This is a genomic window from Amycolatopsis sp. NPDC004625 (assembly GCF_040609695.1).
In the GTDB taxonomy this organism is placed as follows: domain Bacteria; phylum Actinomycetota; class Actinomycetes; order Mycobacteriales; family Pseudonocardiaceae; genus Amycolatopsis.
On the sequence record NZ_JBEXKX010000016.1, the window covers coordinates 105889 to 128856 of the forward strand.

Annotated in this window: 25 protein-coding genes and 1 tRNA gene; 15 read left to right on the forward strand and 11 right to left on the reverse strand. The window is 72.4% G+C overall.

Going from position 1 to position 22968, the window contains the following annotated elements; genetic code table 11:
- The first annotated feature begins 291 nt into the window (after positions 1-291).
- Positions 292-1509 (forward strand): GGDEF domain-containing protein, encoded by a 1218-nt coding sequence (locus ABZW17_RS20240; RefSeq protein ID WP_354816301.1) that lies wholly within the window; start codon positions 292-294, stop codon positions 1507-1509.
- On the opposite strand, the gene ABZW17_RS20245 is transcribed toward ABZW17_RS20240, so the two are convergent.
- On the reverse strand, positions 1487-2356 hold the full coding sequence (locus ABZW17_RS20245) for a hypothetical protein (protein WP_354815975.1): 870 nt from the start codon (positions 2354-2356) through the stop codon (positions 1487-1489). The genes ABZW17_RS20240 and ABZW17_RS20245 overlap by 23 nt on opposite strands.
- A gap of 156 nt (positions 2357-2512) precedes the next feature.
- On the opposite strand from ABZW17_RS20245, the gene ABZW17_RS20250 reads away from it, so the two are divergent.
- The 3 genes from ABZW17_RS20250 (at position 2513) to ABZW17_RS20260 (ending at position 7136) form a co-directional block, all read left to right on the forward strand.
- Positions 2513-4666, forward strand: coding sequence for a phospholipase A2 (locus tag ABZW17_RS20250; RefSeq protein ID WP_354815978.1), 2154 nt, complete (start codon positions 2513-2515; stop codon positions 4664-4666).
- 145 nt (positions 4667-4811) lie between these two features.
- The gene (locus ABZW17_RS20255; protein WP_354815981.1) at positions 4812-6485 is read left to right on the forward strand and encodes an LCP family protein; all 1674 of its coding nucleotides are present in this window, start codon (positions 4812-4814) and stop codon (positions 6483-6485) included.
- A gap of 180 nt (positions 6486-6665) precedes the next feature.
- Positions 6666-7136, forward strand: a complete 471-nt coding sequence (locus ABZW17_RS20260) for a helix-turn-helix domain-containing protein (RefSeq protein WP_354815984.1) — start codon at positions 6666-6668, stop codon at positions 7134-7136.
- Positions 7137-7195: 59 nt separating this feature from the next.
- On the opposite strand, the gene ABZW17_RS20265 is transcribed toward ABZW17_RS20260, so the two are convergent.
- Entirely contained in the window at positions 7196-8653 is a 1458-nt protein-coding gene (locus ABZW17_RS20265) for an NAD(P)/FAD-dependent oxidoreductase (RefSeq protein WP_354815987.1), read from the reverse strand.
- Between the two features lie 113 nt (positions 8654-8766).
- On the opposite strand from ABZW17_RS20265, the gene ABZW17_RS20270 reads away from it, so the two are divergent.
- Positions 8767-9324, forward strand: coding sequence for a TetR/AcrR family transcriptional regulator (locus ABZW17_RS20270; RefSeq protein ID WP_354816304.1), 558 nt, complete (start codon positions 8767-8769; stop codon positions 9322-9324).
- Between the two features lie 204 nt (positions 9325-9528).
- Positions 9529-9972: a hypothetical protein gene (locus tag ABZW17_RS20275; RefSeq protein ID WP_354816307.1), complete on the forward strand. Its 444-nt coding sequence runs from the start codon at positions 9529-9531 to the stop codon at positions 9970-9972.
- A 1-nt stretch (position 9973) separates the two neighbouring features.
- On the opposite strand, the gene ABZW17_RS20280 is transcribed toward ABZW17_RS20275, so the two are convergent.
- A complete protein-coding gene (locus tag ABZW17_RS20280) occupies positions 9974-10195 on the reverse strand; it encodes a DUF3618 domain-containing protein (protein ID WP_004559246.1) in 222 nt (73 codons plus the stop codon).
- A 98-nt stretch (positions 10196-10293) separates the two neighbouring features.
- On the opposite strand from ABZW17_RS20280, the gene ABZW17_RS20285 reads away from it, so the two are divergent.
- A tRNA-Leu gene (locus ABZW17_RS20285) sits at positions 10294-10367 on the forward strand.
- 23 nt (positions 10368-10390) lie between these two features.
- On the opposite strand, the gene ABZW17_RS20290 is transcribed toward ABZW17_RS20285, so the two are convergent.
- A complete protein-coding gene (locus ABZW17_RS20290) occupies positions 10391-11338 on the reverse strand; it encodes a saccharopine dehydrogenase NADP-binding domain-containing protein (protein ID WP_354815991.1) in 948 nt (315 codons plus the stop codon).
- A 71-nt stretch (positions 11339-11409) separates the two neighbouring features.
- Here ABZW17_RS20290 and ABZW17_RS20295 point away from each other — a divergent pair, with 71 nt between their 5' ends.
- The gene (locus tag ABZW17_RS20295) at positions 11410-12327 is read left to right on the forward strand and encodes a helix-turn-helix domain-containing protein (protein WP_354815994.1); all 918 of its coding nucleotides are present in this window, start codon (positions 11410-11412) and stop codon (positions 12325-12327) included.
- Between the two features lie 8 nt (positions 12328-12335).
- The gene (locus tag ABZW17_RS20300) at positions 12336-13103 is read left to right on the forward strand and encodes an NAD(P)-binding domain-containing protein (protein WP_354815997.1); all 768 of its coding nucleotides are present in this window, start codon (positions 12336-12338) and stop codon (positions 13101-13103) included.
- Here the strand turns inward: ABZW17_RS20300 and ABZW17_RS20305 are convergent.
- Positions 13097-14179, reverse strand: coding sequence for an aldo/keto reductase (locus ABZW17_RS20305; RefSeq protein WP_354816000.1), 1083 nt, complete (start codon positions 14177-14179; stop codon positions 13097-13099). The two genes, ABZW17_RS20300 and ABZW17_RS20305, sit on opposite strands and share 7 nt — an antisense overlap.
- Positions 14180-14297: 118 nt before the next feature.
- Here ABZW17_RS20305 and ABZW17_RS20310 point away from each other — a divergent pair, with 118 nt between their 5' ends.
- The 5 genes from ABZW17_RS20310 to bcp all read left to right on the forward strand — a co-directional run bounded on the left by ABZW17_RS20310 (position 14298) and on the right by bcp (position 17644).
- Positions 14298-15173: an AraC family transcriptional regulator gene (locus tag ABZW17_RS20310; RefSeq protein WP_354816003.1), complete on the forward strand. Its 876-nt coding sequence runs from the start codon at positions 14298-14300 to the stop codon at positions 15171-15173.
- 40 nt (positions 15174-15213) lie between these two features.
- Positions 15214-16101, forward strand: coding sequence for a hypothetical protein (locus ABZW17_RS20315; protein WP_354816006.1), 888 nt, complete (start codon positions 15214-15216; stop codon positions 16099-16101).
- A gap of 129 nt (positions 16102-16230) precedes the next feature.
- Positions 16231-16413, forward strand: coding sequence for a hypothetical protein (locus ABZW17_RS20320; protein ID WP_004559256.1), 183 nt, complete (start codon positions 16231-16233; stop codon positions 16411-16413).
- Positions 16414-16601: 188 nt separating this feature from the next.
- Entirely contained in the window at positions 16602-17147 is a 546-nt protein-coding gene (locus ABZW17_RS20325; RefSeq protein WP_354816009.1) for a hypothetical protein, read from the forward strand.
- Positions 17148-17170: 23 nt separating this feature from the next.
- The gene (gene bcp, locus ABZW17_RS20330; protein WP_354816012.1) at positions 17171-17644 is read left to right on the forward strand and encodes a thioredoxin-dependent thiol peroxidase; all 474 of its coding nucleotides are present in this window, start codon (positions 17171-17173) and stop codon (positions 17642-17644) included.
- Between the two features lie 53 nt (positions 17645-17697).
- Here bcp and rdgB read toward each other — a convergent pair whose 3' ends face one another.
- Genes rdgB through ABZW17_RS20355 form a run of 5 tightly spaced genes read right to left on the reverse strand, consistent with a single transcriptional unit; the run spans position 17698 to position 21334 of the window.
- Positions 17698-18300 carry an RdgB/HAM1 family non-canonical purine NTP pyrophosphatase gene (gene rdgB / locus ABZW17_RS20335; RefSeq protein WP_354816015.1) on the reverse strand — a complete coding sequence of 201 codons (603 nt, stop codon included), beginning with the start codon at positions 18298-18300 and terminating at the stop codon, positions 17698-17700.
- Positions 18297-19073: a ribonuclease PH gene (gene rph, locus ABZW17_RS20340; RefSeq protein WP_354816018.1), complete on the reverse strand. Its 777-nt coding sequence runs from the start codon at positions 19071-19073 to the stop codon at positions 18297-18299. The genes rdgB and rph overlap by 4 nt, the downstream gene beginning before the upstream one ends.
- Before the next feature lie 22 nt (positions 19074-19095).
- Positions 19096-19863, reverse strand: coding sequence for an MBL fold metallo-hydrolase (locus tag ABZW17_RS20345; protein ID WP_354816021.1), 768 nt, complete (start codon positions 19861-19863; stop codon positions 19096-19098).
- 29 nt (positions 19864-19892) lie between these two features.
- Positions 19893-20699, reverse strand: a complete 807-nt coding sequence (murI, locus tag ABZW17_RS20350) for a glutamate racemase (RefSeq protein ID WP_354816024.1) — start codon at positions 20697-20699, stop codon at positions 19893-19895.
- Positions 20696-21334 carry a rhomboid family intramembrane serine protease gene (locus ABZW17_RS20355; RefSeq protein ID WP_354816027.1) on the reverse strand — a complete coding sequence of 213 codons (639 nt, stop codon included), beginning with the start codon at positions 21332-21334 and terminating at the stop codon, positions 20696-20698. Before ABZW17_RS20355 ends, murI begins: the two co-directional genes overlap by 4 nt.
- A gap of 92 nt (positions 21335-21426) precedes the next feature.
- On the opposite strand from ABZW17_RS20355, the gene ABZW17_RS20360 reads away from it, so the two are divergent.
- Positions 21427-22287: an arylamine N-acetyltransferase gene (locus tag ABZW17_RS20360; protein WP_354816030.1), complete on the forward strand. Its 861-nt coding sequence runs from the start codon at positions 21427-21429 to the stop codon at positions 22285-22287.
- Here the strand turns inward: ABZW17_RS20360 and ABZW17_RS20365 are convergent.
- On the reverse strand, positions 22245-22961 hold the full coding sequence (locus tag ABZW17_RS20365; protein WP_354816033.1) for an aspartate/glutamate racemase family protein: 717 nt from the start codon (positions 22959-22961) through the stop codon (positions 22245-22247). The two genes, ABZW17_RS20360 and ABZW17_RS20365, sit on opposite strands and share 43 nt — an antisense overlap.
- Between the last annotated feature and the right edge of the window lie 7 nt (positions 22962-22968).

Sequence of the window (22968 nt, forward strand, 5' to 3'; positions counted from 1 at the left end):
TGTTGGTGAAGGATGATACCCAACCGCGGAATGCGTCAACACTCTGGCAGGTACCGATGAGATTACTCAAGTACCGGGCTAGGCTGGAAAGGAGGTGACCAATTGCATCCCGGACCAGACGACGACCCCGCCGCCGCGGGCGGGGCGGCCGCCCGGCGGGCGCGGGGCCCGGCCGCGCACCCGCCGGTGACCGCGCACGCCGAAGCGGCAGGCGGTCCGGCCGGACGCGACCACCCCTACCGGCCACGCAACTGGGCGCTCTGGCGCCGCCCGCCGGTGCTGATCGCCTTCATGCTCGGCCTCGAAGTCGTCGCGGTCGCCGTGCTCGCGATTTCCTTCGTCCATTCCGCGGTGCCCGGCAATCGCGACTGGATCAATTTCGGGATCCTCGCGGGCGGCGCGACCGTCCACATTCAACTGACGCAGCGGCAGGAGGAAAGGCGGCGCAACCGCACCAAAAAAGTCCTCATCGACCTGACCGCGGTGTGGACGTTTTCCGCCGCGTTGATCCTGCCGGTGCCGCTGACCCTGCTCGTCATTTTCCTGATCCGGCTGCAACACTGGTTCATCGCGCGCAGGCCGGCCCACAACTTCATTTTCTCCTCGATCACCCACGGCCTGGCCGGCGCGGTCGCGCACCTGACGTACGGGGCGCTCGGGCCGCACCTGCTGGGGCAACCCGGCTGGGGTGGTTTCTGGTACGAGGCGGGCACCATCGTGCTCACCGGCGTCGTCTACGAAGCGATCCAGATCCTCTACGTCGGCGGCGCACTGGCGCTGGGGCTGTCGTCCGAGCCGACCCTGCGTAACGTCCTGGGCAGCCCGGCCGACAACCTCCTCGAAGCGGTCACCATCGGCCTCGGCGCGGTGACCGCGATCCTGCTCGCCGTCGTCCCGCCGATGGTCGTGGTGATGGCGGTGGCCACCGTGGTCTTCAATCGCCTCGCGGAACTCGATCAGCTCCAGAACGACGTCCGGACCGACCCGAAAACGGGCATTCTCAACATGCGCGGCTGGTCGGAGTCGGCGGAGCGGGCACTCGAACGGACCGCTCGATCGGGTGATCAACTGGCACTGCTGATGGTCGATCTCGACCACTTCAAGTGGATTAACGACACCTATGGACATCCGGCGGGTGACGACGTGCTCCGCACCGTTGCGCAAACCCTCGACGAAGTGACGAGACCGACGGACTTGGTCGGCCGTTTCGGCGGTGAGGAATTCCTCGTTCTGTTGCCGGACATCGACGAAGAAGCGACCTGGGACGCGGCCGAGCGCATCCGGACGGCGATCGCCAAGCTGCACATAGTGACGACGGACAAGCGCGGCGACCCGGCCACGATCGCCGACCGCACGACCTCGATCGGCGTCGCCCGCCACCCCCGCCACGGCGACAACCTGGACCGCCTGCTCCAGTCGGCCGACGCGGCGGTCTACCTGGCGAAGGAGAACGGCCGCGACCAGGTGTGCTTCGCCCCGGACAGCCTCATGCCCCCAGCCGCACGGTGAGTTCGAGCTTCACGAGCACCTCGGCGGTGGACCCGGCCGAAGCCCGGTCGAGAACCTGCCGCTCACCGCGGTAGCCGGCGGACTCCAGCCGCAGCACACGCGCGCCCGGAGCGGGCCGGGGATGGCACCAGTGCCGCACGGTCCCGGTGCCGGCGGGGTCCTTGGCGAGCAGGAGGTACTCGTACCCGAGATCGTCGGCAACGCGCCCGAGGCCGTTCCACCAGAGGGCCCGCAGCGTGAGCCCGGCGCGGTCGCGGAGCACTTCGACGGGCGGATCGGCGTGGACATCGACGCGAAAGCCCCTCTCGCCGACGCGGACCGAGCGCACGTCGAGGAAGGCGCTGGCCCCGCCCGCGACCTCGGAGCCCAGGATCTCCCGCCCGCCTTCCCCCGCGTCGACCGCCGGCAGCAGCGCCGCCACCGTCAGCTCCGCCGCCGCCCGGCCGTCCTCCTCGTCCGGCACCACCGGCACCCCGCACAGCTCCCCCGCCAGCACCCGGTACCCGCGCACCTCCGCCCAGCCCAGCGCCGCCGCCCGCAACCCGTGCTCGCGCCACGCCCCCGCACCGAGCCGCGCCGCCCGGACCAGCCGTGCCGTCTCCGGGTCCTCCGCTCCGAAGAACCCCGTCATCGCCCTTCGCAACGCGCGCCGCTGCGCTCCCAGCACCACCCGCGCCACCGCGTCGGGATGCCGCAGCGCCAGCGCGCCCGGCGAGCAGTCGCGCAACGCCGCCGCCAGCAGGCGCAGCTCCGGCGTCGGCGGTGAGCGCAGGAACGCGCCGGGGGCGAGCCGTCGCAGGGCGCGGACGGTGTCCTCCACCGGCGCCGCCGATCCGCTCGAGCGCACTGCCGCCTCCTGGTCGCCGCGCCCCCTTTCGAGTCTCGACCCGCGCACCCGGGCGGCACCAGGGAGGAAGGGGCAGCCGTCCGGGCAGGAAACCACCGCGCGCTCCGGGGGCTATCCCCATGCCGTCCCCACGGCCGGGCTGGCACCCTTGAACCCATGCCAGCCCCGTCCGAGCCGCCGCGTGTCCGCCGACCCTGGTCGACGTCCGGATGGCTGCTGCTGGTCCTGCTGGTCGTCTTCGCGTTCGGGCTGATCGCCTCGCGGCCGCCGTCGCCGCCGGACCAGGGGCCGCCGACCGGGGACGTGCTCGCCGCGCAGAACGCCATCGACGCCCTCGTCCACCCCGGCCCGCACCCCGACGCCCTCGCGCGGCTGCCCAAGGACTTCACCGCGCTCAGCGGCGTCACCCCGGGCGCGATGCCGGCCCGCGACGGTACCGTCCGCGCGGTCCACGTCGACGGCGGCTGCTCGACCCCGTGGGGCGACGACAACACGAAGTGGGACTACGCCGTGCCGTGCAAGGCGCACGACCTCGGCTACGACCTGCTCCGGTACGCCGACCGCAAGGGCCACCCGCTCGGGCCCGAGGCCCGGGCCGCGCTGGACGACCGGCTGTCCCACGACATGCACCACACCTGCGACCTCAACCCGATGAACTCCGCGCTGACCTGCCGGGTCGTCGCCTCCTTCTACTCGGCCGGGCTGGTCGTCAACTCGTGGCACCAGCGGTGGGGCCCGCCGGTCGGCGACCCGATCGGCCCGATGGTCGCCGGCGTGCTCGTGATCGGCTGCCTGCTGGTCTTCCGGCTGCGCGGCTGGCTGCGGGCCCGCCGCGAACCGCGGCGGCCCGCGCCGGCTGTCGCGCCCGCCGAGGTCGGCCGCTGGGCGCTGCTCGGGGCCGGCGCCGTCGTGGTCCTGCTGCTCGGCGAGTCCGCGACGGCGCTGGCGCACTGGGCCGGGGCGGACGAGACGGCGCTGTGGCCGCTGACCTGGCTCACCCAGCTGGCCCCGGTGATCTTCTTCGCCGGCGGCCACGCCAACGCCGCCGGCTGGCGCGCCGAGCAAGCGGCGGGCGGCGGCTACCGGCACTACCTGGCCGAACGCGCCAGCCCGCTGCTGCGCCCGGCGCTGATCTTCGCCGTCGTCGCGCTGCTGACGCCGCTCGCGCTCGAACTGCTCGGCATCCCGGCCGGGACGACGGCCACCGTCATGCGGATCGCCCTGCACCCGCTCTGGCTGCTCGGGGTGTACCTGCTGACGATCGTCTGCGCGCCCGCGCTGCTGGTCCTGCACCGCCGGGCCCCGATCGGCGCGGCCGCGGGCCTGCTCGCGCTGGTCGTCGGCGGCGAGGTGACCGCCGACGCCGTCGGATCGCCGCTACCCCGCTACGCAGCGACGTTCGCTCTCGCGCTCCTCGCCCAGCAGCTCGCCTTCGCGCACGCTGACGGCGTACGCCCGTCTCGGCGCCTGCTCGCCGCGGCCGCCGCGACCGGGGTCGCGGGCCTCGCCATGGCGAGTGTCCTGAAGGGCGGGCCGCCCGTCCTGCTGGGCAGCCCGGGCGCCCCGGCGGCGTTGTCCGCGCCGCCGTGGGGCGTGCTGCTGCTCGGCCTGGTCCAGCTCGGCCTGCTCGGGCTGCTGGCCGTCCCGCTGGCCCGGGCCGGCCGCCGGCCCGGCGTCGTCACCGCCTCCCGGTTCGTCCTGCGCGCGCCGATGAGCCTGTACCTGGCGTTCCTCGCCGCGATGCTGCTGCTGGTCGCCGTCGTGTACCTGCCCGGCCGGATCGCCGACGGGCTCAGCTGGCTGATCCGGCCCCGCACGCTGGTCGCGGTCGGGCTGCTCGCGGTGCCCGCGACGCTCGTCTTCTGGTGGTTCGAACGGCACACCCACGGCGCCCGGCAGCCGCGGGCGGCCGACCTGCCCGGCCGCCGGACGGCGGTGCTGACCCGGGCCGCGGCCGGGCTCGGGATCGGCTACGCGACGCTCGGCGTGTTCGGCTTCGCACTGACCCGCTTCGGCGGGGTGGCCGCCGACGCCGACCTGCTGGGCCTGCGGCTCGACCCGATCCAGAGCCTGGTGCACCTGCTGCTCGGGGTGTTCCTGCTGCACACGATCCGGATCGGGGCCGGTGCGGCGACCGGCACCTGGCTGACCACGGCGCTCGCCTGCGCACCCTCACTGCTGTTCGCCGCCGACGGCAGCACGCCCGGCTTCCTCGGCGTCACCCTCCACGCCGTGACGGCCGGCTTCGCCCTGCTCGCCGCCGCCGGCACCCTCCTGCCCGTCCGGCCGACGGTCAATGCGCCGTCCTGACCAGGCGAAACCGTCGAACGTGCGGGAAACTGGGTGGTGCATGACACATCCGTGGGGGGATGTGTAACGCTGCAGCAACCCGGGGCAGGCACCATGCGTCCCATCCCGTAGCACCACCCGATCGATGCAGTGAGGAGTCGCCCGCGTGGATCACCCGCCTCGGAACGGGCAAGGCGGCCGCCGCCCCGCCCGGCCCTGGCAGGACGAGCCAGGCCGGGACGACGCCCGGCGCGGCAGCACGCCGCCGCGCCGCCCGGCACCCCGCCGTGACCCGGCGGACGCCCGGCGCGCGGACCCGGCGCCGGCCCGGCGTCCGCAGCCGCGCCCGGCCCCGCGCGCCCGCCGCAACTCCTTCCGCGGCGCGAAGATCGCGCTGGCCGTCGTCTCGCTGCTGGTGATGGGCCTGACCGGGTACGCGTGGGCGGCCATGCAGGGCCTGGTCAACGGGCTGAACTACCAGAACGTGATCAGTGACGGCGGGGGCGGTGAGAAGCCCGCCGACGGCGCCCGCGACATCCTCCTGGTCGGCCTCGACAGCCGCACCGACGCCCAGGGCAACCCGCTGCCGCGCGAGGTGCTCGACGAGCTGCGCGCCGGCGACGCCGACGGAGAGCTCAACACCGACTCGCTGATCTTCGTGCACATCCCGAACGACGGCAGCAAGGCCGTCGCGATGTCCCTGCCGCGCGACTCCTACGTCGACATCCCCGGCTACGGCAAGCACAAGATCAACTCCGCCTACGCCCGGGCGATGCTGCAGGCCCGCAAGGACCTGCAGAAACAGGGCGTCACCGACCCGAAGGAGCTCGACGTCAAGGCCAACCAGGCCGGGGCGAAGGAGCTCATCGAGACCATCGAGAAGCTCACCGGGTCGACCATCGACAACTACGCCGCGGTGAACCTGCTCGGCTTCAGCGAGATCACCAAGGCCATCGGCGGCGTCGACGTCTGCCTGAAGAACAACGTCAAGGACGAGTACTCCGGCGCCGACTTCACCAAGGGCCAGCACACGATCTCCGGCGTCGAGGCCCTCGAGTTCGTCCGGCAGCGCCACGGCCTGCCCAACGGCGACCTCGACCGGGTCGTCCGCCAGCAGGTGTTCATGGCCGGCATGGCGCGCAAGGTGCTCTCGGCGGGCACGCTGACCAACCCGTCGAAGCTGTCCGACCTGATCGACGCCATCAAGAAGTCGGTCGTGCTCAACCAGAACTGGGACATCTTCGGCTTCGCCCAGCAGATGAAGGGCCTGACCGGCGGCCAGCTCGAGTTCCGCACCATCCCGGTGAAGAACGTCGAGTACAAGACGCCCGACGACGGCGTCGCCATCCAGGTCGACCCCGCCGAGGTGAAGCAGTTCGTGCAGGGGATCGCCGGGCCGCAGCCGGGCCAGACCGCGCCGCCCGCGGACCAGGCCGACCCGGCCAACAAGGCGACCACCGTCGACGTCCGCAACGCCTCCGGCCGCACCGGCCTCGCCGCGAGCGTCGCCAAGACCCTCGAAGGCAAGGGCTTCACCGGCGGCGAGACGGCCAACGCGACCGCGCGCAAGACCACGGTGATCTGGGTGCCGAAGGGCGGCAGGGACAAGGGCCAGGCGGTCGCGGAGGCGCTCGGCGGTTCGCCGACCGTCCAGGAGGACAAGAGCGTCCAAGCCGGGCACGTGACCGTGTTCCTCGGCGCCGACTACCAGGGCACGGACTCCGCCGCGAGTTCCGGCGCCGGCGCCGCGGGCGCGACGTCGTCGCAGGCCGCCGCCCCGCCGCCGGCCGCGGAGGATGACAAAGCGATCACGGCCGAGGGCGTTCCCTGCGTCAACTGACCCGCTCAGCGAGCCGCCGTTAACCCGTTCGGCCTAACTCGCGCAATCGGTATCAAAGACATGCCCGAATTCGCGTAAGGGCCGGGCCTCAGCGCACTTACATACGTGTGAGGGTGCACCTGCACGGGAATTGTCACGGTCGTGCGGGTGCCGTGGGAGCGCACGGCAGGGGACATTGATGTGCTGATCGACGCTGAGGAGTACCAGCGGATCCTCGGAGACGAGCTCCGCAAGCTCCGGCGCAGCCGAGGCTGGACGCGCAAGGAGCTGAACCAGCACTTGCAGAGCGAGATCTCGCTGCAGACGCTGGCCACCTACGAGCTGGGCACCAGACAGTGCTCCGTCGTGCGCCTGGTCGAGCTGTGCGTCGCGATGGACGAACTGCCCCAGGACCTGCTGGCCAAGGTGCACCGCCGGGTGTTCGTCGACGAGCCCGGCCGGGTCCGCGTGGACCTGCGCAAGGTCGTCGCCGACGCCCCGGCCGACCTGCTGCCGCTGCGCCGCTGGGCCGAGGACCGCCTGCGGCACTCCGGCGAGCAGGCCGGCGGCGAGATCGCCCTCGACCTGCCGGCGCTGGAGCGGATGGCCGAGCTGTGCGGGCTGCCGACCGTGGACCTGATCGCCCACCTCCGCCGCTACACCTCCCGCTAGCCCCACCCCGGTCGTGAGTGTTTAGACGGGTTAGAACCCGTCTAAACACTCACGACCGCTCAGCCGATCCGGAAGTCTTCGCGGCGCAGCTTGCGCGTGTCGAGCCAGTAGCGCCAGGTGAAGCCGGGCCAGATCGTCCGGTTGACGCCCTTCGCGTCCAGGTACCAGCTCTTGCAGCCGCCGCGCGTCCAGATGCCCTTGGCCAGCTTGCGCTGGATCCGCGCGTTGAACCGCTCCTGCGCCTCGGGCTTCGGCTCGATCGCCCGGCCGCGGGCCAGCCGCAGTGCTTCGGCGACGTAGGAGATCTGGGCCTCGATCATGAACACGACCGAGTTGTGCCCGAGACCGGTGTTGGGCCCGAGCAGGAAGAACAGGTTCGGGAACCCGGCGACGGTGATGCCGAGGTGCGTCCGCATGCCCTCGGTCGCCCACTCCTTGCCGAGGTTGCGCCCGTCCCGGCCGACGATCTCCAGGTCGTCGAAGGCGTCGGTGACGTGGAAGCCGGTGCCGTAGACGATGACGTCGGCCTCGTGCTCGACCCCCGCGGCGTCGACGACGCTGTGCTCCCGGACCTCGCGCACGCCGTCGGTCACGACGTCGACGTTGTCCCGGGCCAGCGCCGGGTAGTAGTCGTTGGAGATGAGCACGCGCTTGCAGCCCATGGTGTAGTCCGGGGTGACCTTGCGCCGCAGCGCCGGGTCGGTGATCGCGCGGTCGATGTTGCGCTGGGCCAGCCGTTGCCCCAGCTTCATCACCCACGACTGGCCGTTGAAGCCGATCGCCCGGGCTTCGAGCAGCCAGTAGAGCAGGCTGCGGTAGGCGCGCTGGGCCGGCGGGAACGCCCGGAACAGCGCGCGGGTGCGCCCGGACATCTCGTGGTCGGCCTTCGGCATGATCCACGGCGGCGTCCGCTGGAACAGCGTCAGCGCTTCGGCCTCCGGGGCGATCTTCGGCACGAACTGGACCGCGCTGGCGCCGGTGCCGATCACGGCGACCTTCTTGCCCGCGAGGTCGACGTCGTGGCGCCACCGCGCGGAGTGGAACGCCGGGCCGGCGAACGCCTCGATGCCGGGCAGCTGCGGGATCATCGGCAGGTGCAGCGCCCCGACCCCGGCGACCAGGGCGTTCGCCACGAACTCGTCGCCGCCCCTCGTGGCGACGTGCCAGCGGTTCTCCTCGGCGTCCCAGCGGGCGCCGGTCATCTCCTGGCCGAAGCGGATGAAGCGGCGAAGGTCGTGCTTGTCGGCCACCTCGCGCATGTACCGCCAGATCTCCGGCTGCGGCGAGTACGCGCGCGACCAGCCGGGGTTCTGCTCGAAGGAGAACGAGTACATGTGCGACGGGATGTCGCAGGCGCACCCGGGGTAGCTGTTGTCGCGCCAGGTGCCGCCGACGTCGTGCGCCTTCTCGAGGATGACGAAGTCGTCGCGGCCCTCCTTGCGCAGCTGGATCGCCATGCCGAGACCGGAGAACCCGGTCCCGACGATGACGACCCCGGTCTCCGTGCGGTTGCCCATGAGGCCTCCCGGTTCCTGTTACCCGTCGTCCATCTTACTCGGAGTAGGTTACCCCCGGTAGAGTGTGCGGGGTGACCACCGCGAAGCGCAAGCGCATGCCCCGGGCCGACCGGATGCGACAGATGATCGAGGTCGCCGAGCAGGTCTTTTCGGAGCGCGGCTACGCGGCGGCGTCAATGGACGAGATCGCCGAACTGGTGGGCGTCTCGAAGCCGATGCTGTACGAGTACTTCAACTCGAAGGAGGGCCTGCTGCTGGCCTGCATCCGGGAGTCCCGCGCGGTGCTGCGCGAGGTCACCGAGCAGGCCACGGTCGGCGCGGCGGACGCCGAGGACGCACTGCGGCGCGGCCTGCTGGCCTTCTTCGTGTTCATCCGCGAGCGCCGCCAGGCGTGGTCGCTGCTGCGCCACGAGATGGCGCTGATCGGCACGCCGGCCGCGGACGAGGTCGAGGAGACCCGCCGCCAGCAGACCGACCTCATCGCGGCGTTGATGAGCGGCCACTTCGACAGCGGCGACGACCTGCGGGCCGAAGCGGCCGCGGAATTCGTGGTCGGGGCCTGCGAGCGGCTCGCGATCTGGTGCGAGCGGCACGACGAAGTGAGCCCGGAAGCGGCCACCGAATACGCCATGGACGTGCTGTGGAGCGGCCTGGCGCACCGTGCACGGTAGCCTGCGCGTGCATTAGGCCATTTGGTCGTTACTCAGCGCTGTCGTGTCCTGTGACACAGAGTTGCTCTACTGTTCTGCTGACACGGTACAAAGTGTGCTGGAGCTTCACGACCGGAGGAGGGGCACGGGAGCCGCGTCACGAAAGCGCGGTGCCTGCGTCACGGTTGTGTAAGGATGCTGGTGAGGGAGAGGGGCGTGAGGCAGATGGTGGAAATGATCACGGCGATGTACGTCCAGGAAGACGCGGACTGGGCGGTCACGGTCAGCGGCCACGGCAAGGAGCTGACCGCGCGGGCGCCGGGCATCATCGCCGCCCGCGACCGCGCCGACCAGCTGGTGGAGGAGCTCGCCGGCGACGGCAGGAGCACGGTGGTCCACCTGCTCAACGGCAGCGCCCTGGACTTCACCAGCGCCTACATGACGGCCCGGCTGACGCTCCCGAAGCTCCCGCCGCTGGAGGTCCCGCCCCCGGGCAGCGTCCCGAAGCAGCAGACACCGGAGTCGGCATCTGCGCCCGCTTCGGCGTCGGCTTCGGCGGAGAAGAAGCCGAAGCTGCCCCCGAGCAAGCAGCTCCCGAAGGCGGTCGAGGACCGCAAGGCCGAGCCGGCGCCCGCCGCGGAGAGCAAGGCGCCGGCGAAGCAGGCCTGAGCTACTTCAGGAGCTTGCGCACCAGCAGGACGAGCACGAGGACGCCCGCACCGATCAGCGGGAACTTGACCTTGGGGTTGTCCAGCTTGGCGCGCACGCCGTCCTTGGCCGCGTCGGCGAGCTTCTTCGGGTCGGCCTTGACGGTGAGCTGGTCGAGCGTCGCCGCCAGAGCGGTCCTAGCCTGCTCGATCTCACGCTCGATCGTCTCGGGATCGCGGGCCACTTGTCCTCCTCGCCGCTGGGACTTCCGGGCCCCAACCTAGTCGACCGCCCGGCGCCCGCCGCATGGGCCACGCCGCACGCTACGCTGCGAAGTGCTGGGGGCCCGTAGCCCAATTGGCAGAGGCACACGGTTTAGGTCCGTGCCAGTGAGAGTTCGAGTCTCTCCGGGCCCACTCGAGGGACGTCCACCCCGGTTTCACCGCTGCTCCACCGTGATGTGCGGCGCCAGCGCCCGCAGGAAATCGGCCGCGTCGAACAGCTCCCCCGCCGCCGCCACGCCGTTCGCGCGGACCCGGCCGGTGAGGATCCGCTCCACCGCCTCCACCGCCAGCGGCGCGCTCACCGCGTAGATGTCCTCCCCCCGCGCCACGATCCGGCGCTCCTCCTCCCCGGCGCGCACCACGACCTCCACCACGAACGTCTCCGCCGAGTCGCGCCCGGCGGCCGCCGCCAGCCCCTCGGCCGCGTCCACCGTCAGGTACGACGTCACGTCGCGGACCTTCAGGTGCCGCGGGATGGTGACGATGTCGGCCATCGAGAACTCGCCGAGCACCGGTCGCGCACCGAGCGGTTCGGGGAAGGTCCACTCCAGCGTCGGCAGGGCGTCGTCGCGGTACTCCAGGCGGCCGCCCGCGTACCGGACGCGGCGGCCGTCGCGGCGTTCCCGGGACACCCGGCCCGCCGCGAGCGTCCCGGGTGTCGGGTGCCAGCCGCTGAGGCCGTAGGCGACGTGCACCTCGTCGGCCGCCGGCCAGCCGGCCATGGCCGCCGTGGCCAGCAGGTCGGCCAGGCCGCCGAAGAACGCCATCGCGGGCACCACCGCGGTGTCCGCGGTGAGCTCGAAGGTGTCGAGGTTGGCCTCGATCTCCGCGGCGACGTCCACGTAGGGCACACCGGCGCGGATCGCCGCCTCGGCCACGGGGCGGGCCGTCGCGGCGAACGGGCCCGCGCAGTTGATCACCGCCGCCACGCCGTCGAACGCGCGGTCCAGGGCGGCCGGGTCGTCGACCGGCGCGGGCCGCCCGCCCGGCAACCGGGCCGCGTCCCGGCCGGAAAGGACCGGCTCGAAGCCGCGTTTCCGCAGTTCAGCCACCACGAAGCGGCCGGTGTGTCCGTAAGCGCCGTAAACCAGAACCGGAGTCATGGTGATCATCCTGGCGACGGCGTCCCCCGCTCACCAGTGTCCGGAACGACGTGCTGCGTACAGTTTCGGACATGCACGCAGTCGCGCTCGCCGCCACCGACGGAATGCTCTCGTTCGAGCTGACCATCGCCACCGAGGTGTTCGGCGACGATCCCCGCTACGCCTTCGCGGTCTGCGGCTCGCACGCGGTGCGGGTCGGCCGGTTCCGGCTCGAACCCGACCACGGCCTCGACCGGCTGGCCGGCGCGGACACGGTGATCGTGCCCGGCTGGGCCGACGTCGACGCGGACCCGCCGGCGGACCTGGTCGACGCGGTGCGCGCGGCCCACGCCCGCGGCGCCCGGGTGGCGTCGCTGTGCACGGGCGCGTTCGTGCTCGCGGCCGCCGGCCTGCTGGACGGCCTGCGCGCGACGACGCACTGGGCGCACACGGACGTCCTCGCGGCCCGGTACCCGCGGGTGACGGTGGACCCGGACGTGCTCTACGTCGACAACGGCCAGGTGCTCACCTCGGCGGGCAAGGCGGCGGCGATGGACCTGTGCCTGCACCTGGTCCGCGCCGACCACGGCCCGGCGGCGGCCAACGCGATCGCCCGCCGGCTGGTGGTGCCCCCGCACCGCGCGGGCGGCCAGGCCCAGTTCGTCCCGGCCCCGGTCCCCACCCGCGACGACCACCCGCTGGCGGCCCTGATGCCGTGGATCACCGCCCGCCTCGACCGCCCCCTGACGGTGGCGGACCTGGCCCGCCGGGCGAACATGAGCTCCCGCCACCTGGCCCGCCACTTCCGCGCGGCAACGGGCACGACACCGTTGCAGTGGGTGCTGAACCAGCGCATCCGCCGCGCGCAGGAGCTGCTGGAGAACACGGACGCGGGCATCGACGCGGTGGCGGAGGCGGTGGGCATGGGCACGGCGACGACCCTGCGGCGGCACTTCAACCGGACGGTCGGGGTGCCGCCGGACACCTACCGCCGGACGTTCCGCAGTTAGAGTCAACCATGCAGTCGTACGGATTCGTGGGCACCGGTGAGCTCACCGCCGCCATCGTCGAAGGTCTCAGCAGCAGCGGCAACCCGCCGCAGATCCACCTCTCCCCGCGCAACCACCGCATCGCGCGCGATCTCGCCGCCCGGTTCCCGAACGTGCGCGTCGCCGGCAGCAACCAGGAAGTCCTCGACCGCACCACGACCGTCGTGATCGCCGTGCGCCCGCAGATCGCCCGGGACGTGCTGGGAGAACTCACCTTCCGTCCCGGACACGTCGTCGTGAGCGCGGTCGCCGCCCTCACCCTCGCCGAGCTGCGCGCCCACGTCAGTCCCGCCGAGCGCGTCGTCCGGTCCATCCCGCTGCCGACGGCGAGCCGCCGCGCGAGCTGCACCGCCCTCCACCCGGACGATCCCGCCGCCCGCGCCCTCTTCGAAAGCGTCGGCGAAGTCGTCGTCCCCCGGGACGAAACCGCGCTGGCCGCCTTCAGCGCCGCCACGGCCACCTTCGCCGCGCACCTCGACCAGCTCGCCACCATCGCCGCCTGGATGGCCGCGCACGGCGTCCGTCCCGACGACGCGAACGCCTACGTCGCCCACGTCTTCGGCGAGCTCGGCCACACCCTCCGCCGGCACGACGGCACCCTCGACGAACTGGCCGCCAAGCACATGACGCCCGGCGGCATCAACGAACAGTTCCGGACCGCCCTGCGCGAGGCCGGCGTGCCGGACCACATCGGACACGGCCTCGACGACGTCCTCGCGCGGCTGACTTCTCAGTAGCGGACGGAGCTCTGCAGCAAGGGCGGGTACACAGTGGACGGTTCGCCGTCGACGGTCGCGCCCGCGAACTGGAGCATCGCGCGCTGGGCGCCGTGCATCGGGGCCGGGTAGTCCAGCGTCGGCGCCGAAACCTCGTCCAGCCGCGCCAGCTGCGCCGGCGTCAGCTTCACGTCCAGGCCGGCGAGGTTGCCGGTCAGGTGCTCCAGCCGTCGCGCGCCGAGGATCGGGACCACCGTTGCGCGCCGGGCCAGCAGCCACGCCAGCGACACCGCCGCCGACGTCGTCCCGTTCTCCTCGGCGACGGCGGCGACCGCGTCGATCACCGCGAACTCCGCTTCGGACGGACCGCCGACGAAAGCCGTGCGCGCCGAGTCCGGCGCCGAAGCGCCGCGCCGGTACTTGCCCGACAGGAAACCGTTCTTCAGCGGGCTCCACGGCACCAGCGCCAGCCCCTGGTCGAGCGCGAAGGGCGCCAGCTCGCCCTCGACCGTCCGTGCCAGAAGCGAGTACTCGACCTGCAGCGCGACCAACGGCGTCCAACCCCGCAGCAGCGCCGTCGTCTGCGCCTGCGCGGTGACCCACGCCGGGGTGTTGGAGAAGCCGACGTACCGGATCTTGCCCGCGCGCACCAGGTCGTCGAGCGCCCGCAGGGTTTCCTCGATCGGCGTGTGGCGATCCCAGTTGTGCAGCCAGTAGAGGTCGAGGTGGTCCGTCCGCAGCCGCCGGAGGGTTTCCTCGAGCTGGGCGGTGATCGCCCCGCGGCCGGCGCCGCCGCCGTTCGGGTCGCCGGGGAACATGTTGCCGAAGAACTTCGACGCGAGCACCACCCGCGCCCGGCGGCCGGGGTGGGCGGCGAAGAAGTCGCCGAGGATCTTCTCGGAATGGCCGTTCGTGTAGAAGTTCGCCGTGTCGACGAAGTTCCCGCCGAGGTCGAGGTAGGTCGCGAGGATCTTCCCGGACTCCTCGACGCTGCAGCCGGCACCGCCGGGGTCCTCCCCGAAGGTCATCGCCCCGAGGGCGAAGGGGCTGACGCGGAGCCCGGACCGGCCCAGGGTGACGTAGTGATCGAGTGACACGAAACTCTCCTTGCCTGGCGGATCGACGAGAACCAGGAAACCGCGAATCACCTGCTCACCGGTAGACCGATCGCCCCGACCTCTTGCACAATCCTCTCGACCTCGGTTTCCTGGACCGGTGCTCGAAGAACTCCGCGACCTGGTCGCCCGGCACGCGCACACCGACCTGCGCACCGCGGTGCCGGGCCTCCTGCTGTCCAAAGTGGACACCAGCGAGCCGCACCACTCGCTCGCCGAGCCGCTGCTGGTCGTGATGGCCCACGGCGGCAAGCGGCTGCTGCTCGGTGCGCAGGTGCACGAATACCGCGCCGGCCAGTACCTGCTGGTCGGCACCGACCTGCCGGTGACCGGCCACTTCGTCGACGCCACGCCGCGGACGCCCGCGCTGGGCCTGGGCGTGGCGCTGCGGCCCGCGGCGATCGCTCCGCTGCTCCTCGATGCGCCACCCCGCACCCCACCGGCGTCCCCCATCGCCATCGGGGACGCCGGCCCGGAGCTGCTCGACGCGGTCCTGCGGCTGGTGCGGCTGCTCGAGCACCCGTCCGACGTGCCCGTCCTCGCGCCGCTGATCGAGCGGGAGATCCTCTGGCGGCTGCTGACCGGCCCGCACGGCGGCCTGGTCCGCCGGCTCGGCCTGGCCGACAGCGGCGCCGCCCACGTCGGCCGCGCGATCCGGTGGATCCGGCACAACTACGCCGAGCCGGTGCGGATCGAGGAGCTCGCCCGGCTGAGCGGGCTGAGCGCGTCGGCGTTCCACCGCCACTTCCGGGCGGCGACCGCGATGAGCCCGCTGCAGTTCCAGAAGCGCATCCGCCTGCAGGAGGCGCGGTCGCTGCTGCTGGCCGACGCGGGTGACGTCGCGGGCGTCGGACACCTCGTCGGCTACGACAGCCCTTCGCAGTTCAACCGCGAGTACCGCCGCCTGTTCGGTGCGCCGCCCGGCCAGGACGCAGCACGCCTGCGCGAAGCCGCCGCCGGGCCACAGCTGCCCTGAGGGTCCGATCCGTTCAAGACGGCCGTGCGACGCTGGCCGCATGCCCGTGAACCTTCCCGCGGCGGCGTCCTTCATGGCGACGCACGCCCGCCTCCTCGACCGCCGCCGCTTCGAACTGCTCGGCGGCGCGGCGAACGCCGACGCCGTGCTGGCCGCGGTCGACGGCTACCGCAATCCCGACGGCGGCTACGGCTGGGGCCTCGAACCGGACCTGCGCGCCCCGGAAAGCCAGCCCGGCGGCGCGCTGCACGCCTTCGAGGTGTTCGAGGAAATCGCCCCGGACACGACCCCGCACGCGGTGCGGCTCTGCGACTGGCTGGCGACGGTGTCCCGCCCGGACGGTGGCCTGCCGTTCGCCCTGCCCGTGGCGGACCCGGCCGGCGTCGCGCCGTTCTGGGCCCAGGCCGATCCGGCGGTGGCCACCCTCCAGAGCACCGCTTTCGCCGCCGGGGTGGCCTTGCGCGTCGCCCGCCACGACCGGGCCGTGCGCGAACACCCGTGGCTCGCCGCGGCAACGCAGTACTGCTTCCGCGCGATCCGCGAACTTTCCTCGGCCCCGCACGCGATCGCGTTGTCCTTCGCGGTGCAGTTCGTGGACGCGGCGCACGAACTCCACGCGGAAGCGCCCGCGCTGCTGGCCCACCTCGCCGCGTTCGTCCCGGCCGACGGCCTGGCCCCGGTGGACGGTGGTTCGGACGGCGAAACCCTGCGCGCGCTGGATTTCGCGCCGCTGCCGGACCGCCCGGCGCGCGCGTTGTTCGCCAACGACGTCATCGACGCCGAACTGCGGCGGCTCGCGGGCGAACAGCAGGACGACGGCGGCTGGCGCGTCGATTTCGCGAGCTACTCACCCGCCGCGGCGCTGGAATGGCGCGGCTACGCGACCGTGCGTGCGGTGTCGGTGCTGCGGCGTCACGGACTCGCTTGATCTGCTACACCGGCACCGCCGAGGTTCACCCGACCGTGGGGTGTCGGGGATGGACGGCCGGCCGGTCCTTCCGGGGCACCCGGCCGAACCCGTACTGTAACCGGCGGAACCGGTTCCCGGAGGTGCAGGATGTCGTCGCGCAACCCGTTGCGCTGGTTCGCCCGCTGGGCGGACTGGTTCGAGGAGCGCGGCGTGTACGTGCCCGGCGAAGAGAGCCGCGCGGTGGATCCGGTCCGGGATTTCGGCTGGCTGATGGCCGCGTGGGTAGCCGGTGTCGCGATCTTCATCCTGTTGTTCGCGCTCGCGGTTTAAGTGGCATGTGGCCAAGGATTGTCACCAGCCGTGCCGTTCCGGTCACGGATTGGCCACGGGGCGGCACCAGGTGCGCGACAACCCCCGGTCGCGCCTCGTAACCACGCGCGATCACGGCCAGAGTGGAGCGGGTTCGCCCGGCATCCCCCGTGCCGAACGGCCCCGACCCGCCGACTGGAGTACCCGCGATGGCGCTCGCGCGCACGTGCAAGATCATGTTCACCTCAGGACTGCTCGGCCTGGCGGTGGCGTGCGGGGTCACTTCGGCACACGACGGCACCGCGGCCCTCGGCGCGGGCGGTTCACCCGCGGGCGCCGGAGCGTCGGCCGCGCCGGCGGGCAACGACCTCAGGTTCGGCGCCGACCACCGGTTCCCCAGCGGCCTCACGATCTCGGTCGGCTCCCCGACGTCGTTCCGGCCCAGCCCGTCGGCGTACCCGCAGAGCCCGCGCGGCGCGGCGTTCGACGTCGAGCTGACCAACGAGGGTTCGACGACGTACAAGCTGTCGGGTCTCGCGGTCACCGCCACCGCGGCCGGGGCCCCGGTCAAGCAGGTCGTGGACACGACCCAGGGCTTCACCGGCATCACCGACGCGGGCAAGGACGTGCTGCCGGGCCGTTCGGTGCACCTGACGCTGGCGTTCGCGGTGCCGCAGGAGCCGGCGCAGCTGCGCCTCCAGCTCCGGCCGAGCGCGACGGAAACCACGGCGGTCACCTATTGTGGCCCCGCCTGACGGTCCGCCGTTAGGCTCGGGGTATGACCGAGCGCCTTTCCCCCGGTGACGACGCCCCGGACTTCACCCTGCCCGACAGCGCGGGCAAGGAGGTGTCGCTCAGCGACTTCCGCGGCCGCTCCGTGGTGGTGTACTTCTACCCGGCGGCGAGCACCCCGGGCTGCACGAAGCAGGCCTGCGACTTCCGCGACAACCTGGCCGAGCTGAACGACGCGGGCTACCAGGTCGTCGGCATCTCGCCGGACAAGCAGGCGAAGCTGGCGAAGTTCGTGGAGAACGAAGAGCTGACGTTCCCCTTGCTGGGCGACCCGGAGAAGGGCGTCCTCGAGGCATGGGGCGTGTGGGGCGAGAAGCGCAACTACGGCAAGACGTACATGGGCGTGATCCGGTCGACGTTCGTGGTCGACCCGGAGGGCAAGATCGCCAACGCCTGGTACAACGTCCGGGCGACCGGCCACGTGGCCAAGCTGATCCGGGACCTCGGCCTGGCGTCCTGACCGTCGCCGGTTCCCGCCCGCATTCCCCCGGGGATGCGGGCGGGGCCGGCGCGCTAAGCCAGGTCCCGCAGAGCCGGCAGCAGCGCCCGCAAAGCCAGCCCCCGGTGTGAAGCGGCATCCTTCTCCGCCGGCTCCAGCTCAGCCGACGTCCGGCTCTCTCCGTCGGGCTGGAAGATCGGGTCGTACCCGAACCCGTTGCCCCCACGCCGTTCCCGGATCAGCGTTCCCCGCCACTCGCCCCGGACCACCGTCTCCTCCCCGGACGGCAGCACCAGAGCGGCAGCACAAACGAACTGCGCCCCACGCCGCTCGTCCGGCACGTCACCGAGCTGCCCCAAGACGAGCTCCAGGTTCGCCTCGTCGTCCCCGTGCCGCCCGGACCACCGCGCCGAAAGCACGCCGGGCATCCCGTTCAGCGCATCGACGGCCAGCCCCGAGTCGTCGGCGATCGCCGCCAACCCCGTCGCAGCAACGGCATCCCGGGCCTTCGCGACCGCGTTGCCCTCGAAGTCCGGCGCCGTCTCGGGTGCCTCGGGGAACGAAGGCACGTCAGCGAGCCCGATGACCTCGATCCCCGAAAGCCCTTCCGCAGCAACGATCCGCCGCAGCTCGCCGAGCTTCTTCGCGTTGCGCGTGGCCAGAAGCAGCTTCGTCACTTCGTGCCCTTCTTCTTGTCCGGACGCGGTTCCGGCAGCTCACCCGGGTACGGCAGGGCCAACGCCTCGTTCTGCAGCCGGGTCAGTTCCGCGCAGCCCGCCAGCGCCATGTCCAGCATCGTGTCCAAAGTGGACCGAGCGAAGGTCGCGCCCTCGCCGGTGCCCTGGACCTCGATCAGCGTGCCCGCGTCCGTCGCCACCACGTTCATGTCGACCTCCGCGCGCGAGTCCTCCTCGTACGGCAGGTCCAGCCGGACCCGGCCGTCGACCACGCCCACGCTCACCGCCGCCACCGACGACGACAGGGGCTGCGGGTCGTTGAGGCGGTTCGCCGCCGCCAGCCAGGTGATCGCGTCCGCCAACGCCACGTACCCGCCGGTCACCGCCGCCGTGCGGGTGCCGCCGTCGGCCTGGATCACGTCGCAGTCGATGACGATCGTGTTCTCGCCCAGCGCCGCCAGGTCGATGCACGCCCGCAGGGACCGGCCGATCAGCCGCGAAATCTCGTGCGTGCGGCCGCCGATGCGGCCCTTCACCGACTCGCGGTCGCCGCGCGTGTTGGTCGCCGACGGCAGCATCGCGTACTCGGCCGTCACCCAGCCGAGGCCGGAACCCGCCCGCCAGCGCGGCACCCCTTCGGTCACACTCGCCGCGCACAGCACCCGCGTGTTGCCGAATTCGATCAGCACCGACCCCGCCGGCCACTGCTGGAACCCCCGGGTGATCTTGATGTCGCGGAGCTGGTCGTCGGTCCTGCCATCGTTACGAGCCACCAGTGCACTCTATGACCGGCGCTCAGACGTCGTAGACGGCACCCTGCTTGACGACCTCGGCCCCGGGGAACCCGGCCGACGCCTCGGCCAGGACCGCACCGGCGTCGGTCCACGGCGCGATGTGCGTGAGCAGCAGCCGCCCGACGCCGGCGTCACGCGCCAGCTCGCCGGCCTGCTTGCCGGACAGGTGCACCCCCGCCGGCCGCTCCGCCGAGTCCGTCCACGACGCCTCCGCAAGTAGCAGGTCGACGCCGTCCGCGAGCTCGTTCAGCGCCGCGCACGGCCCGGTGTCGCCGGTGAACGCCAGGATCCGGCCGCCGTAGGAAATCCGCAGGCCGTACGCCGGGGTCGGGTGGTCGACCTCGACCGCGACGACCTCGAACGGCCCGATCCGGCACGGCTCCGGCCGCAGCGGGTGGAAGGCGTAGACGTCGGAGAGGTCCGTGGTGGCCCGCTCGGTCTCGTTGGGCGCGTACGCGTTCGCCAGCCGCACGGGCGCGTCCGGCGGCGCGTACAGCGGCAGCAGCCGCGGCCGGGCCGGGTACGGCGGCGCCGGGTGGTAGCGCCGCAGGACGGTGAGCGCGCTGACGTCGGCGCAGTGGTCCGGGTGCAGGTGGGTGAGCACGAGCGCGTCGAGGTCGAACGGGTCGGCCACGGCCTGCAGCTGCGCGAGCGTGCCGTTGCCGAGTTCCAGGCCGAGCAGGAAGCCCTCGGCCTCGATCAGGTAACCGGACGCGGCGGCGTTCGGCCCGGGGATGCTGCCGGAGCACCCGAGGATGGTCAGTCGCACGACGACACCCTAAGCGCCCGCACGGCGGATCACGCAGTGGTGGGAGCGAGGACACCCGGGGCGAAGCCCATGAAGCGCTGGGCGAGCCGGGTGAACGGCTCGGCCGAGCCGGTGGCGAGGAACTCGTGCCGCGGCGCGGTCTCCCCGCTCGCCAGCAGGTCCCGCTCGGTGAGCACGCGGACGAGGTCCTTGGCGGTCTCCTCCGCGCTGCTCACCAGGGTGACCTCCTGGCCCATCACGATCTGCAGCACCCCCTGCAGGAGCGGGTAGTGGGTGCAGCCGAGCACGAGCGTGTCGACCTCGGCGTCGAGCAGCGGCTGGAGGTAGCCCTGCGCGAGGCCGAGCACCTGACGCCCGGTCGTGATGCCCCGCTCGACGAAGTCCACGAACCGCGGGCAGGCGACGCTGGTGAACGTGATGCCGGGCGCCGCGGCGAAGGCGTCTTCGTAGGCCCGCGACCGCACGGTGCCTTCGGTGCCGATCACGCCGACGCGGCCGGTGTGCGTCGCGACGACGGCGCGGCGCGCGGCGGGCAGGACGACCTCGATCACCGGGACGTCGTAGCGCTCCCGCGCGTCGCGCAGGCAGGCCGCCGACGCCGTGTTGCAGGCGATCACCAGCGCCTTCACGCCGCTTTCGACGAGCTCGTCGAGCGCCGCGAGAGCGTAGCTGCGGGCGGTGGCGATCGGGAGCGGGCCGTACGGGTTGTGCGCCGTGTCGCCGACGTAGCGGAGCTGCTCGGCGGGGAGCTGTTCGAGGATCGCGCGCGCGACCGTCAGCCCGCCGACACCGGAATCGAACACGCCGATCGGGGCATCAGCGGGCGAAGAGGTCACCCTTCGAGGTTACCCGCAGGCGCCGGAGCGGCCTTGCCGGACCGCCGGGTGGTCAGCCAGGCCGCGAGCACGCCGGCCAGCGCACCGAAGACGTGGCCCTGCCAGGAGACGCCGGGGTTGCCCGGCAGCAGCCCGGCCAGCATGCCGCTCCACACGCCGAGCAGCACGACGGCGACCAGGATCTGCCCGGCCGCACGGTTGAACAGGCCGCGGACCAGCAGGTAGGCGAGCCAGCCGAAGGCCAGCCCGGACGCGCCGACGGTGACGCCGTTCGCCGGCCCGAGCAGCCACACGCCGAGCCCGGAGACCACCCAGATGATGGCCGTGACCAGCGCGAACCGGCCGATCCCGGCGGCCATCGCGAGGAAGGAGAACACGAGCACGGGGACGGTGTTCGCGAACAGGTGCGACCAGCCCGCGTGCAGCACGGGCGCGAACAGCACGCCGTCGAGGCCGGACAGTGAGCGCGAGTGGATGCCGCCCTGGTCCAGGTCGCCGGGCAGGATCACGTCCACCAGCTCGACCAGGTAGAGCAGCAGGGTGAACGACAGCGCGACGATCGCGGCCGCCATCGGTTTCGGCGGCAGCACGCGCTTGGCGGCGTCGGTTTCCGGGGCGGGGTTCAGAGTGCTCACACTTCGAGGTTACGACGGGTCCCGGGCCCGCCACCTCGGGTGAAATCCCTGATCCCGCGGTTTTGTCGGTGGTCACCGCTAGCGTGGCGGGCATGGGGAACTTCGACGTCACCGGATACCTGCAGCGGCTCGGCCTCGGCGCGGAACCGCCGAGCCTGCCGGCGCTGCGGCGCCTGCACGCGGCCCACGTGGAGCGGGTGCCGTACGAGCCACTGGAGATCCAGCTCGGGCGGCCGACGCCGCTCGAGCCGTCGGCGTCGGTGGCGCGGATCCTGCGGGGCCGCGGCGGGTACTGCTACCACCTCAACGGCGCGTTCTCCGCCCTGCTGCACGCGCTCGGCTACCAGGTGGCGCGGCACCTCGGCGGCGTCCAGGGCAGCGCGGCGGACGAGCCGAACGTCGACCGCAACCACCTGGCCCTCACCGTCACCGGCCTGCCCGAAGACCCGGCGGCGAGCTGGCTGGTGGACGCCGGGCTGGGCGACGGCATCCACGAGCCGCTCCCCCTCCGGGAAGGCACCTACGTCCAGGGCCCGCACACCTACCGGCTGCGGCCGTCGGAGGTGGCGCCGGGCGGCTGGCGCTTCGACCACGACCCGACGGGCAGTTTCGCCGGCTTCGACTTCGCGCCGGGTCTCGCGGAGATGGCCGACTTCGCCGAGAAGCACGAGTGGCTGTCGACGTCGCCGGAGTCCGGGTTCGTGCGGGTCTGCGTGCTGCAGCGGCGGGACGCGACCGGCGTCGACACCCTGCGGGCGCTGACGCTGAACCGGCACGGGGTGAAGGAGCTGATCGGGTCACCTGAGGAGTGGTGGACGGCCGCCGCGGACGTGTTCGGTATCCCGGCCGCGCAGTTCACCGACGAGGAGCGCGCCCGGCTGTGGCGGCAGTGCGTCGCCCAGCACGAGGCTCACGTCGGCGGCAAGGGCAGCGAGGTGGTGCCCAGCGCGTAGTCCACCGCCGCGCCGGCGTGCAGGCTCGTGGTCGGGAAGGTCGGCACCGGGCTGTCCTGCGGGCCGACCAGCAGCTCGATCTCGGTGCAGCCGTAGATCACGCCCTCGGCGCCCGCGTCGGCGAGCCGCGCGATCACCCCGCGGTAGGCCTCGCGGGACTCGGGTTTCACGACGCCGAGCACGAGCTCGTCGTAGATGACCCGGTGCACGAGGTCGCGGTCCTCGTCGCCGGGCACGAGCACCTCGAGGCCGTGCGCGGCCAGGCGGTCGCGGTAGAACGGCTGCGCCATGGTGAAGCCGGTGCCGAGCAGCCCGACGCGGCGGATCCCGGCGGCCTTGATGGCCGCGGCGGTGGCGTCGCCGAGGTGCAGCAGCGGGATGCCGAGGCCGGCTTCGAGCCGGTCGGCGACCTTGTGCATGGTGTTGGTGCAGAGCACGACGAAGTCGGCGCCGGCCGCCTCCAGCGCGCGAGCGGCCCGGTTGAGCTCGGTCCCGGCGTCGTCCCAGCGGCCCTCGGCCTGCATCCGCTCGATGGCGGCGAAGTCGACGGAGTAGAGCACCGTGTGCGCGGAGTGGAACCCGCCGAGGAGGTCCTTCACGCGTTCGTTGACGAGCCGGTAGTACTCGATCGAGGATTCCCAGCTCATGCCGCCGAGCAGGCCGATGACCTTCATACTCCCA

Coding starts and splice junctions, on each gene's coding strand:
- ABZW17_RS20240 (WP_354816301.1), top strand. CDS start 292: ATGCTCGGCCTCGAAGTCGTCGCGGTCGCCGTGCTCGCGATTTCCTTC.
- ABZW17_RS20250 (WP_354815978.1), top strand. CDS start 2,513: ATGCCAGCCCCGTCCGAGCCGCCGCGTGTCCGCCGACCCTGGTCGACG.
- ABZW17_RS20265 (WP_354815987.1), bottom strand. CDS start 8,653: ATGGGCAACCGCACGGAGACCGGGGTCGTCATCGTCGGGACCGGGTTC.
- ABZW17_RS20270 (WP_354816304.1), top strand. CDS start 8,767: ATGCGACAGATGATCGAGGTCGCCGAGCAGGTCTTTTCGGAGCGCGGC.
- ABZW17_RS20275 (WP_354816307.1), top strand. CDS start 9,529: ATGGTGGAAATGATCACGGCGATGTACGTCCAGGAAGACGCGGACTGG.
- ABZW17_RS20290 (WP_354815991.1), bottom strand. CDS start 11,338: ATGACTCCGGTTCTGGTTTACGGCGCTTACGGACACACCGGCCGCTTC.
- ABZW17_RS20295 (WP_354815994.1), top strand. CDS start 11,410: ATGCACGCAGTCGCGCTCGCCGCCACCGACGGAATGCTCTCGTTCGAG.
- ABZW17_RS20300 (WP_354815997.1), top strand. CDS start 12,336: ATGCAGTCGTACGGATTCGTGGGCACCGGTGAGCTCACCGCCGCCATC.
- ABZW17_RS20315 (WP_354816006.1), top strand. CDS start 15,214: ATGCCCGTGAACCTTCCCGCGGCGGCGTCCTTCATGGCGACGCACGCC.
- ABZW17_RS20320 (WP_004559256.1), top strand. CDS start 16,231: ATGTCGTCGCGCAACCCGTTGCGCTGGTTCGCCCGCTGGGCGGACTGG.
- ABZW17_RS20325 (WP_354816009.1), top strand. CDS start 16,602: ATGGCGCTCGCGCGCACGTGCAAGATCATGTTCACCTCAGGACTGCTC.
- bcp (WP_354816012.1), top strand. CDS start 17,171: ATGACCGAGCGCCTTTCCCCCGGTGACGACGCCCCGGACTTCACCCTG.
- ABZW17_RS20360 (WP_354816030.1), top strand. CDS start 21,427: ATGGGGAACTTCGACGTCACCGGATACCTGCAGCGGCTCGGCCTCGGC.
- ABZW17_RS20365 (WP_354816033.1), bottom strand. CDS start 22,961: ATGAAGGTCATCGGCCTGCTCGGCGGCATGAGCTGGGAATCCTCGATC.